This is a genomic window from Stenotrophomonas sp. SRS1, assembly GCF_026130205.1.
In the GTDB taxonomy this organism is placed as follows: Bacteria; Pseudomonadota; Gammaproteobacteria; order Xanthomonadales; family Xanthomonadaceae; genus Stenotrophomonas; species Stenotrophomonas rhizophila_B.
The window spans coordinates 551,733-565,974 of the sequence record NZ_JAINFD010000002.1 but is presented as its reverse complement, the minus strand read 5'-3'; the positions used below and the strand labels follow the sequence as shown (position 1 = coordinate 565,974).

Sequence of the window (14,242 nt, the reverse complement as noted above, 5' to 3'; positions counted from 1 at the left end):
GAAGCGGTGAATATACTCCACCCGTTTGTGAATACGGGGCAGAACAAAAAAAGCGCGCCCGAAGGCGCGCTTTGTTCAGCGATGCAGCGTGTGGGCTCAGCGTGCAGCGGTCGCAGCAACCTTGAGGTTGGCAGCGTCGACGCGCTTCACACCCTTGATCTGCTGGGTCACGCGCACGGCCTTGTCGTGCTCGGCCTGGCTGGCCACGGTGCCGGTGAGGGTGACCACGCCATTGACGGTCTCCACCTTCACTTCGGTACCCGGGACGTTCTTGCTGGTCAGCAGGTCGGTCTTGACCTTGGTGGTGATCCAGCTGTCGGTGACCGGCTCGGCCGAGTCGTGCTTGTCGGCATGGGTCATCGCGGCATGATCGGTGGTCTTCGGCGGATCCTTGGCCATGGCAGTCGAGGTGCCCAGCACCATGCCCAGGGCCAGCGAAGCAGCAAGCAGATTACGGGTCGTGTTGGTCATGTTCGAATTCCTTTGCGGAGAGTGGGGCCAGTGTCGGTGCAGGGCCGTGGACAGGACGTGGGCGCCACATAACGCTGCCGTGAACCACTCAGGTTGATGCGGAATGGTTCAGATTTCCGCCCCGCAGGCACAACCGTTACGCTGTCCAGCCTCGATATGTTGGAGCGCACCATGGCCGCTGAACTGCAGGTGGGACTGATCGGCTATGGCTTGGCCGGCAGCGTTTTCCACGCACCACTGATCATGCATACGCCGGGCCTTGCGCTGCACAGCATCGTCAGCTCGCAGCGTGATCGGCTGCTGCGCAGCTTCACCGATGTGCGCATCTGCGACGACCCGCAGTTGCTGTTCGACGATCCCGCGCTCGATGCGGTGGTGATCGCCACGCCCAACGACGCGCATGCCCCGTTGGCACGCGCCGCGCTGGCCGCCGGCAAGCACGTACTGGTGGATAAACCGTTCGCCCTGAGCGTAGCCGAAGCCGAATCCGTGGTGCGGGCCGCGCAGGAGGCCGAACGGGTCGTCACCGTGTTCCAGAACCGTCGCCATGACGCCGACTTCCTCACCCTCAAGCAGGTGATCGACGAGGGCAGCATCGGCCGCGTCGCCGAATGCCATTCCCATTTCGACCGGTTCCGCCCGCAGGTTCGCGACCGTTGGCGCGAAAGCGATGCGCCTGGCAGCGGGTTGTGGATGGATCTGGGGCCGCACCTGCTCGACCAGATGCTGCAGTTGTTTGGTTGGCCCGATGCCATCAGCGCAGATCTGATGGCGCAGCGCGAGCATGCGCTCGGCACTGACTATTTCCATGCGGTGCTGCACTACCCGCGCCATCGCGCGATCCTGCATGCCGGCTCGCTGGTCGCCGCGTCCGGTCCGCGATTCATCGTGCATGGTGACGCCGGCAGCTACCTCAAGGACGGGCTGGACGTGCAGGAAGATCAGCTGCGCCGCGGCATTGCCCCGGGCGCGCCGGGCTGGGGACTGGATCCGCAGCACGGTCACTTGGTGCGGATCGATGCCGACGGACACACCCAACGCAGCACCGTGGACAACGTGCCCGGCGATTACCGGGCGTTCTATGCGGCCTTCCGCGATGCGGTGCTCGGCGTGGGCGCGGCCCCCGTCAGCACCGCGCAGGCGCTGCAGCTGATGCGCCTGCTCGAGGCCGGGGCAGAGAGTGCACGCAGCGGGCGGCGTGTCGCGCTCTGACGCGGTCAGGTCGTCTTGATCGCGTGACCACCGAACTCGTTGCGCATCGCGGCCAGCAGGCGGTCGCTGAAGGAGTTCTTCTCGCGCGAGCGCAGGCGTTCGAGCAGTGACAGCGTGATCACCGGGGCCGGCACGTCCAGGTCGATCGCCTCGGCGACGGTCCAACGGCCCTCGCCGGAGTCTTCGACGTACGGCGCGATGCCATCCAGCTGCGGGTTGCGGGCCAGTGCATCGGCACTGAGATCGAGCAGCCACGAACGCACCACGCTGCCGTGCTGCCAGGCCTTGGCCACCTGCGCCAGATCGAGATTGAAATCGGTCTTGTGCTGCATCAACGCGAAGCCTTCCGCGTAGGCCTGCATCATCCCGTACTCGATGCCGTTGTGGACCATCTTGCAGAAGTGCCCTGCCCCGCTCGGCCCCACATGCGCCCAGCCACGGTCCTCAGCCGGCGCCAGCGTGCGGAAGATCGCCCCGATCCGTTCGACCGCCGCCTGGTCACCGCCGATCATCAGGCTGTAGCCCTCCTGCAGGCCCCACACGCCACCGCTGGTGCCACAGTCGATGTAGGTGACGTCCTCGCCCTGCAGCTGTTCGCTGCGGCGCATGGAGTCCTTGTAGTACGAATTGCCGCCGTCGATCACCACATCGCCCTCGGACAGATGCGGCGAGAGGGAGGCCAGGGTCTGGTCGACCACACCGGCCGGCACCATCAGCCAGACCACGCGAGGGACCGGCAGCGCGGCGAGCGTCGCGGCGATCGAGGCGCTGACCTCGAAACCGCGTTCGGCCGCCGCGGTACGTGCCGCCTCACCGGGATCGACACCGATCACGCGGTGCCCGCCGCGATGCAGGCGCTCGGCCATGTTGGCGCCCATGCGGCCCAGCCCGATCATTGCGATATCCATCAATCACCTCTACTCCGTTGTCGTGTTGTCTTGCAGGAAGGCTGTCGGCGGGGAATCGCACTGGCGAAGGCGTGCGTCGATCCAGCGCCGATACAGCGTGGTATGCAGGTTGTGCAGGGCCAGCTCGATCGCGAACGGTGTCCGCGGATTGCGATCGAGCAGGCGGGCGATGTGATACCCGATAGGACGTATACCCCGAGGATGCACGTAAATCAGGAACCCCTGGTAGAACGGATCGTCCAGCAACGCATCCAGTTCCTTCAGCAGCGGTTGCTGCTCGGCCGGAACCTCGCGCCGCCAGATCGGATCGCGCTCGATCAACAGCCGCTCGAACCGGCGCGGCCCCGGGCCCGGCATGCGTTGGGCCAGCGCCCAGATGCGCCGGTTGATCTGGTCGTAATAGGCGAATCCCTCGTGCTCGCGCAGCGCGCGTGCCGCCGCATCGCTGACATCCACCACCACGAAGTTCTCGGCCTGGTTGTTGATGTCGTCCAGGTACTTGCGCTCGAACACGTGCTCGATGAAGCCGGGCGTGCCGACGAAGGCCTGCCGCCCGCGCAGGGCGGTCTTCTTCGCCTTGCCATCGGCCAGGAACTCACCGGCGTGTCGGCCGAGCAGGATGCTGTCGGTCTCGTGCAGGGTCAGAAAGGTGCCGATGGAGAGCTCATCGGCGGAGAACTCGCGATCAAACGCGGCATCGCCGTAGAGCTCGCGCTGGGTCGCCAGTTGCGCGACCTGGCGGCCAACTCCGCATTCGGCCCGCACAAGCCCCTCGTAGAAGGTCTGCAGTGCCGCACTGTTTGCACCGGCCGGCTGATAGCCGCGGCCGAAGCTGCGAAACCGCTCCCAGCCCTTGGCCTGAGCGCCGCCGGCACCGAAGCCGATCCAGCCCAGCTGCAGCGCGGAGAAGCGGAAGCCGTCGTTGTCCTGCAGCGCGGTGGTAGCGCGGCGGGTGGCAGCGCCGAGCGTGAAGGCATACGCACAGACCGTGGCCGGGTCATCGAACAACGTGGGCAGCCACGCCTGCCGCTGGTCCGCCGACCACTGGCGCGGCAGCTGCACGCGCAGGTCGCCGGCGCGGTGCGCCTGGCGCAGATCGGCGCGTTCGCAGACCGGACCACCGTGCACGACCGGCGCGGCGATATCAGCGGCTTCGATCTGCCATCCCAGGTCCGTGAGCACGCCCTGCGCGCAGGACGCCGCGCTCCACGCGCTGCCCGCCGGGATCAGCCCCAGCAGCGCCGCGAGCGCACAGCGACGCCAGCGCCGCGATCCTGCTGCCATGACCTGCCGCACCGCCGCCCGCTCAGTGGAGGGAGGCCGGGGTATCGCTCACCACCGTAGCAGGCGTCGCCTCGACCGCGGCGGCAGGCGCCGGTGCCACCGCTGGTGCAGGCTCGGGCACTGCAGCGGCCGGCAGATACTGCTGCAGGCGTTCGAAGAAGCGACGGTAGAAGCTCGCATCCTGCACCGTGCTGCTGGCCACCTTCACCAGCGAATCGTCATTGCTGCCAAACGGCAGCGACACCGAGCCGAGCGCCCCCACGCCGACACTGGCCGAGGTCGGGCTCTTCTTGAGGGCGTAACGGTCCTGCACCGCGCTGACGAACACCAGTGCCTGGTCCCCGCGCGGCGCGCAGGAGATGCGCAGCACCAGTTGCTCGTGCTCGTCGTCCTTGGGCTGGAAATTCTTGTTGCCTTCCACCGCATCATCGCCGGCACGGGCAATCGCGTAGCCCTGGCTGAGCAGCGTCCGGCGCGCGGCTTCGCAGGCCTGGCCCGGTGCGCCGGGCACGGTACGCGAGTAGGTATCCCCGGAGTCGAACGACTCGCGGATCAGGGTGCTGTCAGCGGCGCGACCGCCACAGGCAGTCAAGGCGGCGACCACCGCCAGCAGCGGGATCGAACGTACACGACGAAAGCGCATGGCCGCTCCTGCGGAAATCCAGCCTCCAAGGATAGACCTGTGTGCGTTGGCGGGAGGTGGATACGCACAGGCCGCCCCGAAGGGCGGCCTGTGGAGTTGTCATCGGTTCAGCTGGCGGCTGCGGGGCGGTCAGTCCGCCCAGCGGCCCACCGCCGTCGACTGCGGCAGCACCTGGGCCGACAGCGGGCGGTCGGTTTCCAGCAGATTCACCGCATCGGCGAGGATCGCGGCCGATTCACGCAGCAGCGGATCCGGACGCTTCTCGGCGGCCTTCTCGCGGGCGGCATCCTTGACGATGTCGCGCTCGTTGCCGGTCAGGCCGTCGTCATTGCTGTCATCGGCCAGCGGATCCAGATCCAGACCCAGTTCCTTGCGGATGGCCTGGCGGTCGGTGCGCTGCTTGTCCTGCTTCTCACGCTCGGCGCGGCGCTCGGCCTCGTTGAGCGAGATGTACTTCTTGGCCTTCTCGGCACGGAACTGCTCGACGTCCTCGTTCCACCACTGGAACTCCTTGTCGGCGGCGATGCGCGTGTCGTGGCGACTCTCCAGCTTGGGCAGCAGCGGGCCGAAATTGCCGTACTGGGTGTGCGGCACGGCGGCGATGCGGGTCCACGGCAGGGCATTGTCGTAGGTGCTTTCACCGTACTCGCTGGCGTCCACGCTGGCCGGGAAGGCCAGATCCGGGACCACACCCTTGTGCTGGGTGCTGCTGCCGCTGACGCGGAAGAACTGGGCGATGGTCAGCTTGACCTGGCCGAAGCGCTGGGTCTCGCCACTCGGCCAACGGTCGAGGTCGACGATGTTCTGCACGGTGCCCTTGCCGAAGGTGGTCTCACCGATCACCAGGCCACGGCCGTAATCCTGGATGGCGCCGGCGAAAATTTCCGACGCCGAGGCCGAGCCACGGTTGATCAGCACGGCCAGCGGGCCGTCCCACGCCACCACTTCGCTGCGGTCACTGTTGACGGTGACGCGGCCACCGGACTCACGCACCTGGACCACCGGGCCCTGTTCGATGAACAGACCGGTCAGCTCAATGGCTTCATCCAGCGAACCACCGCCGTTGTTGCGCAGATCCAGCACCACGCCATCGAGCTTGTCGGCCTTGAAGCCGGCCAGCAGTTTGGCCACGTCGCGGGTCGCAGACGCGTAGTCGGCGGCGTTGCGGCGGCGGCCTTCGAAATCCTGGTAGAAGGTCGGCAGTTTGATCACGCCGACCTTGCGGGCCGGCTCCCCGTCCTTGGCCGGGATGGTCAGGGTCTCGCCCTTGGCGGCCTGTTCGGCCAGACGCACCTTCTGGCGGGTCAGCACCAGGGTGTGGTGCTTGCCGTCGACGCCTTCTTCGGCCGGAATGAACTCCAGACGGACCTGGGTATCGCTCTTGCCGCGGATCTTGGCCACCACATCATCGATGCGCCAGCCGATCACGTCTTCCAGCGGACCGGACTTGCCCTGGCCCACGCCGACGATGCGGTCGCCCGGCTTCAGCGTGCCGTTGACGGCCGCCGGACCACCGGCGATGACCTCGCGGATCACCACCATGTCGTCCTGCCGCTGCAGCTGCGCGCCGATGCCTTCCAGCGACAGCGACATCGCCTGGTTGAAGTTCTCGGCGGTGCGCGGGGTGAAGTAATCGGTGTGCGGATCCACGGCGCTGGTGTAGGCGTTGAGGAAGAACTGGAACACGTCCTCGCCCTTGAGCTCATTGACCGACTTTTCCAGCGTGGCGTAACGCTTGTCCAGCGTCTTGCGGATCTCGGCCGGCTGCTTGCCGGCCAGCTTCAGGCGCAGCCAATCGTTCTTGACCGACTTGCGCCACAGATCGTCCAGTTCGGCGCTGCTCGCGGCCCACGGCACGTCCTTGCGGTCGTACTCGAACTTTTCATCGGTGCTGAAATCGAAATCGGTCTTGAGCAGCTTGCGCGCATAGCCGACACGCTCACCCACGCGCTGCTTGTAGACCGCGAACACCTGGAACGCCGGCTCCAGCTCACCGCCGCGGATGGCCGTGGCGATGTTGGCTTCGAACGGGGCGAAACGGGTGATGTCGGCCTGGGTGAAGAACTGCTTGCTGCTGTCGAGCGACTCCAGGTAGCGCTTGAAGACGTCCTTGGAGGTCGCCGCATCCAGTGCGCGCGGCCGGTAGGCGTATCGGCTGTCCGAGAGCAGTCCGTAGACCAGCTTGGAGGTGGTCACCTGGTCGGCCGTGGCAGCCGAAGGCAGCGCGGGCGAATCGGCGTAGGCGGCCAGTGCCATCGGCGCGGTGAGCGCCAGGGCCATCAGGAATGCGGGGGCTTTGAATTTCATGGACTAGCTCGTGGCACCTTGCCAAGGGAGAGACTGCGTGCATTACAGACACCACGACAGTGCCGAAAGTTGCCGCGTTTGTCACCGGGGCCTTCAGCCTACCGAGGCCGTTGGAGAAATTTGTGAATACCGGCGGGATCAGCAGGCAGGCACAGGCCTGCGGCCATCCGCGGTTCAGGGCCGCGGCCGGGGAAAGACGTGTGGGATTGGCAGAACGGGCCCCGAAGGGCCCGTGGGATCAACCGGCGACGCCGGCGTCGGCCGCCTGGCGGTCGGCGTGGTAGGACGAGCGCACCATTGGACCGGAGGCAACGTGGCTGAAGCCCAGCGCATTGCCGTACTCCTCCAGTGCCTTGTATTCCTCGGGGGTCCAGTAACGCAGCACCGGGTGGTGATGCGCGGTCGGCTGCAGGTACTGGCCGATCGTGATCATGTCCACGTCATGCTCGCGCAGGTCGCGCAGCGTGGCCTGGACCTGCTCCAGGGTCTCGCCGAGGCCGAGCATGATGCCGGACTTGGTGGCGATCTCCGGGTGCTGGGCCTTGAACTTCTTGAGCAGGGTCAGCGACCACTGGTAGTCCGCGCCCGGCCGCACATTGCGGTACAGGTCCGGCACGGTTTCGATGTTGTGGTTGAACACATCCGGCGGGTTGGTCGCCAGGATCTCCAGCGCGCGCTCCATGCGGCCCTTGCCACGGAAATCCGGGGTCAGCACTTCGATCTTGGTCCTGGGCGACTTGGCACGGATGGCACCGATGCAGTCGGCGAAGTGCTGGGCACCGCCGTCGCGCAGGTCATCGCGATCCACGCTGGTCACCACCACATACTTCAGGCCCATGTCGGCCACGGTCTGGGACAGGCTGGCCGGCTCGTTGGCGTCCGGCGGCTTGGGCCGGCCGTGGGCGACGTCGCAGAACGAGCAACGGCGGGTGCAGACCTCGCCTAGGATCATGAAGGTCGCGGTGCCGTGGCTGAAGCACTCGTGGATATTGGGGCAGCTGGCTTCCTCGCAGACCGTGACCAGGCGGTTCTCGCGAAGCTTGGCCTTGAGGTTCTGCACGGCGTTGCCGGAGGGAATCCGCACGCGGATCCACGACGGCTTGCGCAGCACCGGCACGTCGGCGAACTGCACCGGCGAGCGGCCGATCTTGTCACCGCCGATCTGTTTGACGCCCGTCTGCAACGGGGCGGCGGACGGCGTGTCGCCCTGCACGACCTGCAGGGGAATGAGGCGAGCGGTGGTTTCAGTCATGGCCTTGGTCGGCGGCGTTCATGCCGCGTCAGTCAAATCGGGTAATTCAGCGGCCGGCTCGAGGGCCAGGCCGAACTGGCGGGCCAGATGGCCCAGCAGCACAGGCGTGACGGCCGCCATGCCGGACGGTCCCCCCAAGTCTACCACCGAGGTCACCTGCAGCCCTTGATAGCCACAGGGGTTGATCCGGCGGAACGGTTCCAGGTCCATGGCCACATTGAAGGCCAGGCCATGGAAGGTGCAGCCGCGGCGGACGCGGATGCCCAGCGCAGCGATCTTGGCACCGCCCACATAGACGCCCGGGGCGCCATCAAGGCGCTCGGCGCCGATGTTCCACTCGTCCAGGGTATCGATGAGGGCCTGCTCGATCCGGCAGACGTAGTCGCGCACGCCGATCCCCAGCCGCCGCAGCTGCAGCAGCGGGTAGACCACGATCTGGCCGGGGCCGTGATACGTCACCTGGCCGCCACGGTCCACATGCAGCACGGGAATATCGCCCGGGGCGAGCACGTGCTCGTCCTTGCCGGCCTGGCCCAGGGTGAACACGGGATCGTGCTCGACCACCCACAGCTCGTCCGGGGTGTGTTCGGTCCGGGCATCGGTGAAGCGCTGCATGGCGTGCCACACCGGGGCATACGGCTGGCGGCCGAGGTCGCGGACAATGGCAGGCTGCGGGGCCCGGTCGCCCGGGGCCGCCGCGGTGGCGCAGCTGGTTACAGCGTCCACTTCACTTCCGGGTGGTCACGCAGCGCGGTGTGCGCGGCGTCGTACTGGTCGCGGTTGTCGGCCTTGAACACCAGTCGCACCGACACATACTTGCCGTTGGACGAGTGTTTCCAGCTGATGCGTTCGCTCAGCACGTCGACGCCGGCCAGCTCGAGCAGGCGCGGCAGTTCGCGTTCCAGGTCCTTGCCGGCCGCGCCCATGGCGCTGAGTTCGAACTGGCCGGGGAACTGGAAGCCGTGGTCGGGGTTGTCAGACTTGATCTCCATGACCGGGATTATGGGGATGCCTGCGCCCGAACCCAAGCGCTGCTTGATCGTGCGCACACTGGCGCCCAACGGTCTGTGAAAAGACCTGCATCGTGTTTAAAACGCAGCAGTGCGTGCGCAGCGCTGTTCACGGCATCACGCTCTGACTACGCTGTATCGGCTTAAGAAAGCATAAATCCCCGTCTGGTATCCCATGTCCCTGAAGCCCTTCGCGCTGCCGGCCGCCCTTGCCGGTCTCCTGGCCTTGGCTGCCCCTGCCGCCCATGCCGCGTCTCAATGCGGGCCCGATGCGATGCGCGAGCATCCGCCCCAGGTCAACTTCCGCGTCGACAACGATCTGTTCGGCGGCAAGGATCAGGATCAGGGCTATACCAATGGCGCCCAGATCACCCTGGTCTCGCCAAACCTGGTCGATTACACCGACGATCCCTGCCTGCCGCGCCTGGCACGCTGGGTCAACAGCCATCTGGAGCGGCTGCACCCGGGCGAGTTCGAGCAGCAGAACATGATCTTCAGCCTGGCCCAGGGCATTTTCACCCCGACCGATTTCACCCGGAAGGATCTGATCGAGGACGATCGCCCGTATGCGGGCGTGCTGATCGCCAGCTTCGGCTACAACGCGCGCCGCGGCGACCGCCTGCAGACGACGCAGCTGGCGGTGGGCGTGGTGGGGCCGTGGGCGCTTGGCGAGGAGGTGCAGAACGCGGTGCACGAGCTGCTGGGCGACGAGAAGTTCCAGGGCTGGGACAACCAGCTGCACAACGAACCGGTGTTCATGCTGACGCATGAGCGGATGCGCCGTTGGCCGGCCGATGCCAGTGAGAACCTGGGCGGCTGGGGCTGGGATGCGATCAGCCATTACGGCGGCGCGGTGGGCAACCTGGCCACGCACGTCAATGCCGGGGGCGAGGTGCGCTTTGGCTGGAAGCTGCCGGACGATTTCGGCAGTACGCCGCTGCGCCCCGCCGGTGAGAACACGGCGCCGACGCGCGGTGGCAAGCCGAGCGGGTGGTCGTGGCATCTGTTCGGCACCACGGATGCGGCATGGGTGATCCGGGATATCACGCTGGACGGCAATACGTTCCGCAACAGCCACAGTGTGGACAAGCGCCCTGTGGTGGCCCAGGCCGGCTACGGGCTGGCGGTGATGCGCGGGCGCTGGAAGTTCGCGTTGGCCCGTTACCACAGCACGCGGGAGTTCGATGGGCAGCGCGAGGCGCCGGTGTTCGGCAGCTTTACCATCAGCCGCTCGCTGTAACGCCGCCCGGACCAGAAGCCGGCCAGCAGCCGGCACTACCGGGCAGCCGGAAGGGACGCGCAAAAAAAGACCGGCTTTCGCCGGTCTTTTTTCAGTGCGGTAGAACCGGATTATTCCGATTCCCACCACATCCAGAAGCTGTCCCACAGGCGCTTGAAGAAGCCGGCTTCTTCCACGGCGGCCACAGCCACCAGCGGCGCCTGGGCGACGACCTGGTTGTCCAGCATCACCTTCAGGGTGCCGACCTGTTGGCCGGCGGTGAACGGGGCTTCGAGGGTCTTGGGCACATCGATGCTCGGCTTGAGATCGTTGTAACGGCCGCGCGGGACGCTGACCAGCATCGGCTGGGCGACGCCCAGCTGCAGCGTGGCGGTCTTGCCCTTCCACACCTTGTGCTCGGCCACGACCTTGCCCGGCTCGTACATGCGGTGGGTTTCGAAGAAGCGGAAGCCCCAGTTGAGCAGGGCCAGGCTGTCATCGGCGCGCTGCTTTTCCGAGCCGCCACCGAGGACCACGGCCACGAGACGCTGGTCGCCGCGCTGGGCCGAACTCATCAGGCAGTAGCCGGCTTCGGAGGTGTGACCGGTCTTGATACCGTCCACGCTCTGGTCGCGCCACAGCAGCAGGTTGCGGTTGGGCTGGGTGATGCTGCCCACGGTGAATTCCTTCACCTTGTTGTAGGCGTAGGTTTCCGGGTAGTCGCGCACCATCGCACGGCCGAGCAGGGCCAGATCGTAGGCGGTGGTGTGGTGGCCCGGCGCGCTCAGACCGTGCGCGTTGACGAAGTGGGAGTCCTTCATGCCGATCTTGGCGGCGTAGCTGTTCATCAGCGAGGCGAAGGCTTCTTCGCTGCCGGCGACGTGCTCGGCCAGAGCGATCGCGGCATCGTTGCCGGACTGGATCGCCATGCCCTTTTCCATGTCTTCCAGACGCGCGGTCTGGTTGACCGGGAAGCCACTGTAGCTGCCATCAGTGCCGGCGCCGCCCTCGCGCCAGGCGCGCTCGCTCATCATCACCTGGTCGTCGGTACGGACCTTGCCGTTCTTGACCTCGGCGGCCACGACGTACGAGGTCATCACCTTGGTGATGCTGGCCGGAGCCAGTTGTTCGTGCACGTTTTCACCGGCCAGGACCTGCCCGGTGGCGTAATCCATCAGGATCCAGGCCTTGGAGATGCTGGGCTTGGGCGCCGGCGGGGTCGCGACGGTGGCTGGGGCGGCGGCGGCGGCGGGAGCAGGCGCCGGTGCCGGGGTCGGCATTGGGGTCTGGGCGGAAACCATGCCCACGAACAGGGTCGTGGCCATGGCAGCGGCGGCAAAGCGGAATTTCATCGGACAGCAAGCTCCTGGAGGGCGCCAAGGGGGGATGAGGGATAACGGGCATTGTAGGCCCAAGGAGCGGCGGCACGCGCTGGCGTGCCGCGTGCGATGGAAGGCTCAGTCCTTCACGATCTGCGGCGCCCCGAAGCCCAGACCGGCGATCCGGCCGGCAAGTTCCGAGGCACTGGCATGGTCGGGCGCCGGGACGCGCAGGCGCCACAGGGTACGCCCGCCACTGACGATGTCGCTGATGCTGGCCCCGGCGATACCGGCCGAGGACAACTGCCCGAGCGCGCGGGTGGCGTTGTCGCGGCTGGCAAAGCTGGCGACCTGCAGCAGCACGCTGCCCAGGACCTGCTGGGAGAGCGTTGCGCCGGAGGGCGGTGCCGGGCGCGCCGCAGGGGCGGCGGCGGGCAATGCGGCCACCGCCACCGGGGCGGTGTTGATGCTGGCGGCCTGGGTGGTGGCCGGCTTGCCGGTGGCCACGCGCACGCCGTTGTCGCGCATCCAGTGATCAAAGTTGTCGGCGTTGCCCGGCTTGGCCGAGTCGGCGACGCGGTAACGGTACTGCTCGCCGGCCGGCTTGGCGGCAGCGGTCGCCGTGGCAGCCGGCAGCTTGCCGACCAGGGCGTCCAACTCGCTGGCGCTGCGTGCGCCCGCGGCCGGGGTGCTCGCGGCCGCCGCAGCGGCAGCGACCTCGCGGCGCTCGCGGCGACTGGGTTTGTCGGCCAGCAGGTTGTCATCGCCCGGGGCCAGCGCGCGGACTTCGACGTTGCCGGTGCCGCGCTGGGTGATGCCCAGGCGCACCGCGGCGGCGTAGCTGAGATCGACCACGCGGCCATCGTGGAACGGGCCACGATCGTTGACCCGCACGATCACCGATTCGCCGTTGTCCAGGTTGGTCACCCGGGCGAAGCTGGGCAACGGCAGGGTCTTGTGTGCGGCGGTGAAGGCGTACATGTCGTACACCTCACGGTTGGACGTCAGGCGGCCATGGAACTTGGCGCCGTAGTATGAAGCGGTGCCCTTTTCGGCATACCCGCGGGTCTTGTCCATCACCTGGTACTGCTTGCCCAGCACCACGTACGGCGATTTGTTGCCGACCGGCGAACGCGGCAGGTCCACGACCTCCGGCTCCGGGATGCAGGCCACATTGGGAATGTAGGTCGGGGTGCTGTCATTCACGCCCGGCTTGTACAGCCCGCCAGCGCGATAGTCGCCGCGCGTGCTCGGGTCTTCCGACGCGGCCTTGTAAGGCGAGCCTTCAGGGCAATGCGCCGGACGCCCGCCTTTGCCCTGCACCACCGCGCCGGACGGCTTGCTGCTGCCGGCGGTGCTGCCAGCGGGCTTCTTAGGCGCACTGCTGCAGGCGGCCAGTGCCAGTATCAAACAACCCGGGATCAGCCATCTGGAGCGTGCGATCGTGATCATGCCGGCGGCAACTCCTGTCCGGCGATGGCCTGGGACAACTGGTACACAGCCATCGCATACATTTTCGAGAGGTTGTAGCGGGTAATGGCGTAGTAGTTCTGAAAGCCCAGCCAGTACTGCTTGCCGGTACTGCCTTCCAGCGTGATCGGCGTGGCGGTCAGGCCGGCCGCGACCGGGACGCTGGGCTGGTAACCGCGCTGGGCCAGCTCGGACAGGGTCCAGGTCGGCGCCCATTCGGTCGGATTGAACTCTTCACGACCGGCCTGCAGCGTGGCCGGCACGGCGACCGGGCCACCGCGGACCCAACCGCCCTTCTTGACGAAGTAATTGGCGATCGAGGAGAAGACGTCGTCATAGCTGTTGAACAGGTCGCGACGGCCATCGCCGTTGCCGTCCACCGCATAGTCCAGATAGCTGGAGGGCATGAACTGGCCCATGCCCATCGCGCCGGCGTAGCTGCCCTTGATCGCGGTGATGTCCAGCTTCTCGTCGCGGGTCAGTGCGAACAGGCGCGCCAGTTCGTCGCGGAAGAACAGCTCGCGGCGCACTTCGCGTTCGAGCTTGGCCGGATCGCCACTGCGCGGGTACTTGAAGGCCAGCGTGTACAGCGCATCGAGCACCCGGTAGCTGCCGGTGTTGCCGCCGTAGCTGGTTTCCACGCCGATGATCGCCACGATCACCTCGGCCGGCACACCGGTGCGCTGCTGCACCCGCATCAGTTCATCGCGATGCTGGGCGAGGAACTTCTTGCCGCCCTCGATCCGCGCCTGGCTGATGAACATCGGCCGGTATTCGTTCCACGGTTTGACCCGCTCGGCCGGACGCGACATCGCCGCGATGATCGGGTCGCGGATCTGCGCCTGGGCCAGGGTTGCTTCGATCTGGCCGGCAGGAATGCCGTAGCGGGCGGCGGTATCACGGACGAAGTTGGCGCGGGCCACCTCGAACGGGACCGGGGTCAGATCGACCGGGGCCGCAGTGGCGGCCGCCGCCTCCGGGGCCGCTTCTGCTGGGCCCTTGCTGCCGGGAGGCGGGGAAACGGGAACACCCGAGGCCTGCGGCGACGGTGAAGGAGTCTGCGGCTGGGTCGCACAAGCGACCAAACCGAGCGTGAGCATGCAGGCCAGGGAGCGTCGGATCATCGCGGCAGGTTAGCAGGTCATGG

At 67.0% G+C, this 14,242-nt stretch carries 13 protein-coding genes; 2 read left to right on the top strand and 11 right to left on the bottom strand.

All coding sequences use genetic code 11. The annotated features are described in order from the left end of the window. Nucleotides 1–96: 96 nt before the first annotated feature. Complete coding sequence (locus tag K4043_RS08240; RefSeq protein WP_121039870.1) at nt 97–471, bottom strand: BON domain-containing protein; 375 nt, start codon at nt 469–471, stop codon at nt 97–99. 171 nt (nt 472–642) lie between these two features. Here K4043_RS08240 and K4043_RS08235 point away from each other — a divergent pair, with 171 nt between their 5' ends. Continuing rightward, nucleotides 643–1,683 carry an oxidoreductase gene (locus K4043_RS08235; RefSeq protein WP_265308908.1) on the top strand — a complete coding sequence of 347 codons (1,041 nt, stop codon included), beginning with the start codon at nt 643–645 and terminating at the stop codon, nt 1,681–1,683. Between the two features lie 5 nt (nt 1,684–1,688). Here K4043_RS08235 and gnd read toward each other — a convergent pair whose 3' ends face one another. The 7 genes from gnd to K4043_RS08200 form a co-directional block, all read right to left on the bottom strand. Further along, nucleotides 1,689–2,591: a phosphogluconate dehydrogenase (NAD(+)-dependent, decarboxylating) gene (gene gnd, locus K4043_RS08230; protein WP_265308907.1), complete on the bottom strand. Its 903-nt coding sequence runs from the start codon at nt 2,589–2,591 to the stop codon at nt 1,689–1,691. Between the two features lie 9 nt (nt 2,592–2,600). Next, entirely contained in the window at nt 2,601–3,875 is a 1,275-nt protein-coding gene (locus K4043_RS08225; RefSeq protein ID WP_265308905.1) for a hypothetical protein, read from the bottom strand. Nucleotides 3,876–3,897: 22 nt separating this feature from the next. Next, nucleotides 3,898–4,518: a DUF2242 domain-containing protein gene (locus tag K4043_RS08220; protein ID WP_265308904.1), complete on the bottom strand. Its 621-nt coding sequence runs from the start codon at nt 4,516–4,518 to the stop codon at nt 3,898–3,900. Between the two features lie 129 nt (nt 4,519–4,647). Beyond that, nucleotides 4,648–6,825: a carboxy terminal-processing peptidase gene (locus K4043_RS08215; RefSeq protein WP_123730170.1), complete on the bottom strand. Its 2,178-nt coding sequence runs from the start codon at nt 6,823–6,825 to the stop codon at nt 4,648–4,650. A 238-nt stretch (nt 6,826–7,063) separates the two neighbouring features. After that, complete coding sequence (lipA, locus tag K4043_RS08210) at nt 7,064–8,077, bottom strand: lipoyl synthase (protein WP_123730169.1); 1,014 nt, start codon at nt 8,075–8,077, stop codon at nt 7,064–7,066. Between the two features lie 18 nt (nt 8,078–8,095). Beyond that, complete coding sequence (gene lipB / locus K4043_RS08205) at nt 8,096–8,803, bottom strand: lipoyl(octanoyl) transferase LipB (RefSeq protein WP_265308903.1); 708 nt, start codon at nt 8,801–8,803, stop codon at nt 8,096–8,098. Next, a complete protein-coding gene (locus K4043_RS08200) occupies nt 8,791–9,069 on the bottom strand; it encodes a DUF493 family protein (protein WP_123730167.1) in 279 nt (92 codons plus the stop codon). The genes lipB and K4043_RS08200 overlap by 13 nt, the downstream gene beginning before the upstream one ends. Before the next feature lie 193 nt (nt 9,070–9,262). On the opposite strand from K4043_RS08200, the gene K4043_RS08195 reads away from it, so the two are divergent. After that, nucleotides 9,263–10,327, top strand: a complete 1,065-nt coding sequence (locus K4043_RS08195; protein ID WP_123730166.1) for a lipid A deacylase LpxR family protein — start codon at nt 9,263–9,265, stop codon at nt 10,325–10,327. Nucleotides 10,328–10,437: 110 nt separating this feature from the next. Here the strand turns inward: K4043_RS08195 and K4043_RS08190 are convergent, their stop codons facing one another. The 3 genes from K4043_RS08190 to mltB all read right to left on the bottom strand — a co-directional run bounded on the left by K4043_RS08190 (nt 10,438) and on the right by mltB (nt 14,219). After that, nucleotides 10,438–11,658 carry a D-alanyl-D-alanine carboxypeptidase family protein gene (locus K4043_RS08190; RefSeq protein ID WP_265308901.1) on the bottom strand — a complete coding sequence of 407 codons (1,221 nt, stop codon included), beginning with the start codon at nt 11,656–11,658 and terminating at the stop codon, nt 10,438–10,440. 105 nt (nt 11,659–11,763) lie between these two features. After that, complete coding sequence (locus K4043_RS08185) at nt 11,764–13,077, bottom strand: septal ring lytic transglycosylase RlpA family protein (RefSeq protein WP_123730164.1); 1,314 nt, start codon at nt 13,075–13,077, stop codon at nt 11,764–11,766. Next, nucleotides 13,074–14,219, bottom strand: a complete 1,146-nt coding sequence (mltB, locus tag K4043_RS08180) for a lytic murein transglycosylase B (protein ID WP_265308899.1) — start codon at nt 14,217–14,219, stop codon at nt 13,074–13,076. The genes K4043_RS08185 and mltB overlap by 4 nt, the downstream gene beginning before the upstream one ends. Between the last annotated feature and the right edge of the window lie 23 nt (nt 14,220–14,242).

What these genes read in the sequence shown, in the direction of transcription:
- K4043_RS08200 (WP_123730167.1), bottom strand. Translation starts at nt 9,069, where the DNA reads ATGGAGATCAAGTCTGACAACCCCGACCACGGCTTCCAGTTCCCCGGC.
- K4043_RS08240 (WP_121039870.1), bottom strand. Translation starts at nt 471, where the DNA reads ATGACCAACACGACCCGTAATCTGCTTGCTGCTTCGCTGGCCCTGGGC.
- K4043_RS08185 (WP_123730164.1), bottom strand. Translation starts at nt 13,077, where the DNA reads ATGATCACGATCGCACGCTCCAGATGGCTGATCCCGGGTTGTTTGATA.
- K4043_RS08215 (WP_123730170.1), bottom strand. Translation starts at nt 6,825, where the DNA reads ATGAAATTCAAAGCCCCCGCATTCCTGATGGCCCTGGCGCTCACCGCG.
- K4043_RS08220 (WP_265308904.1), bottom strand. Translation starts at nt 4,518, where the DNA reads ATGCGCTTTCGTCGTGTACGTTCGATCCCGCTGCTGGCGGTGGTCGCC.
- mltB (WP_265308899.1), bottom strand. Translation starts at nt 14,219, where the DNA reads ATGATCCGACGCTCCCTGGCCTGCATGCTCACGCTCGGTTTGGTCGCT.
- K4043_RS08195 (WP_123730166.1), top strand. Translation starts at nt 9,263, where the DNA reads ATGTCCCTGAAGCCCTTCGCGCTGCCGGCCGCCCTTGCCGGTCTCCTG.
- lipA (WP_123730169.1), bottom strand. Translation starts at nt 8,077, where the DNA reads ATGACTGAAACCACCGCTCGCCTCATTCCCCTGCAGGTCGTGCAGGGC.
- gnd (WP_265308907.1), bottom strand. Translation starts at nt 2,591, where the DNA reads ATGGATATCGCAATGATCGGGCTGGGCCGCATGGGCGCCAACATGGCC.
- K4043_RS08225 (WP_265308905.1), bottom strand. Translation starts at nt 3,875, where the DNA reads ATGGCAGCAGGATCGCGGCGCTGGCGTCGCTGTGCGCTCGCGGCGCTG.
- K4043_RS08235 (WP_265308908.1), top strand. Translation starts at nt 643, where the DNA reads ATGGCCGCTGAACTGCAGGTGGGACTGATCGGCTATGGCTTGGCCGGC.
- K4043_RS08190 (WP_265308901.1), bottom strand. Translation starts at nt 11,658, where the DNA reads ATGAAATTCCGCTTTGCCGCCGCTGCCATGGCCACGACCCTGTTCGTG.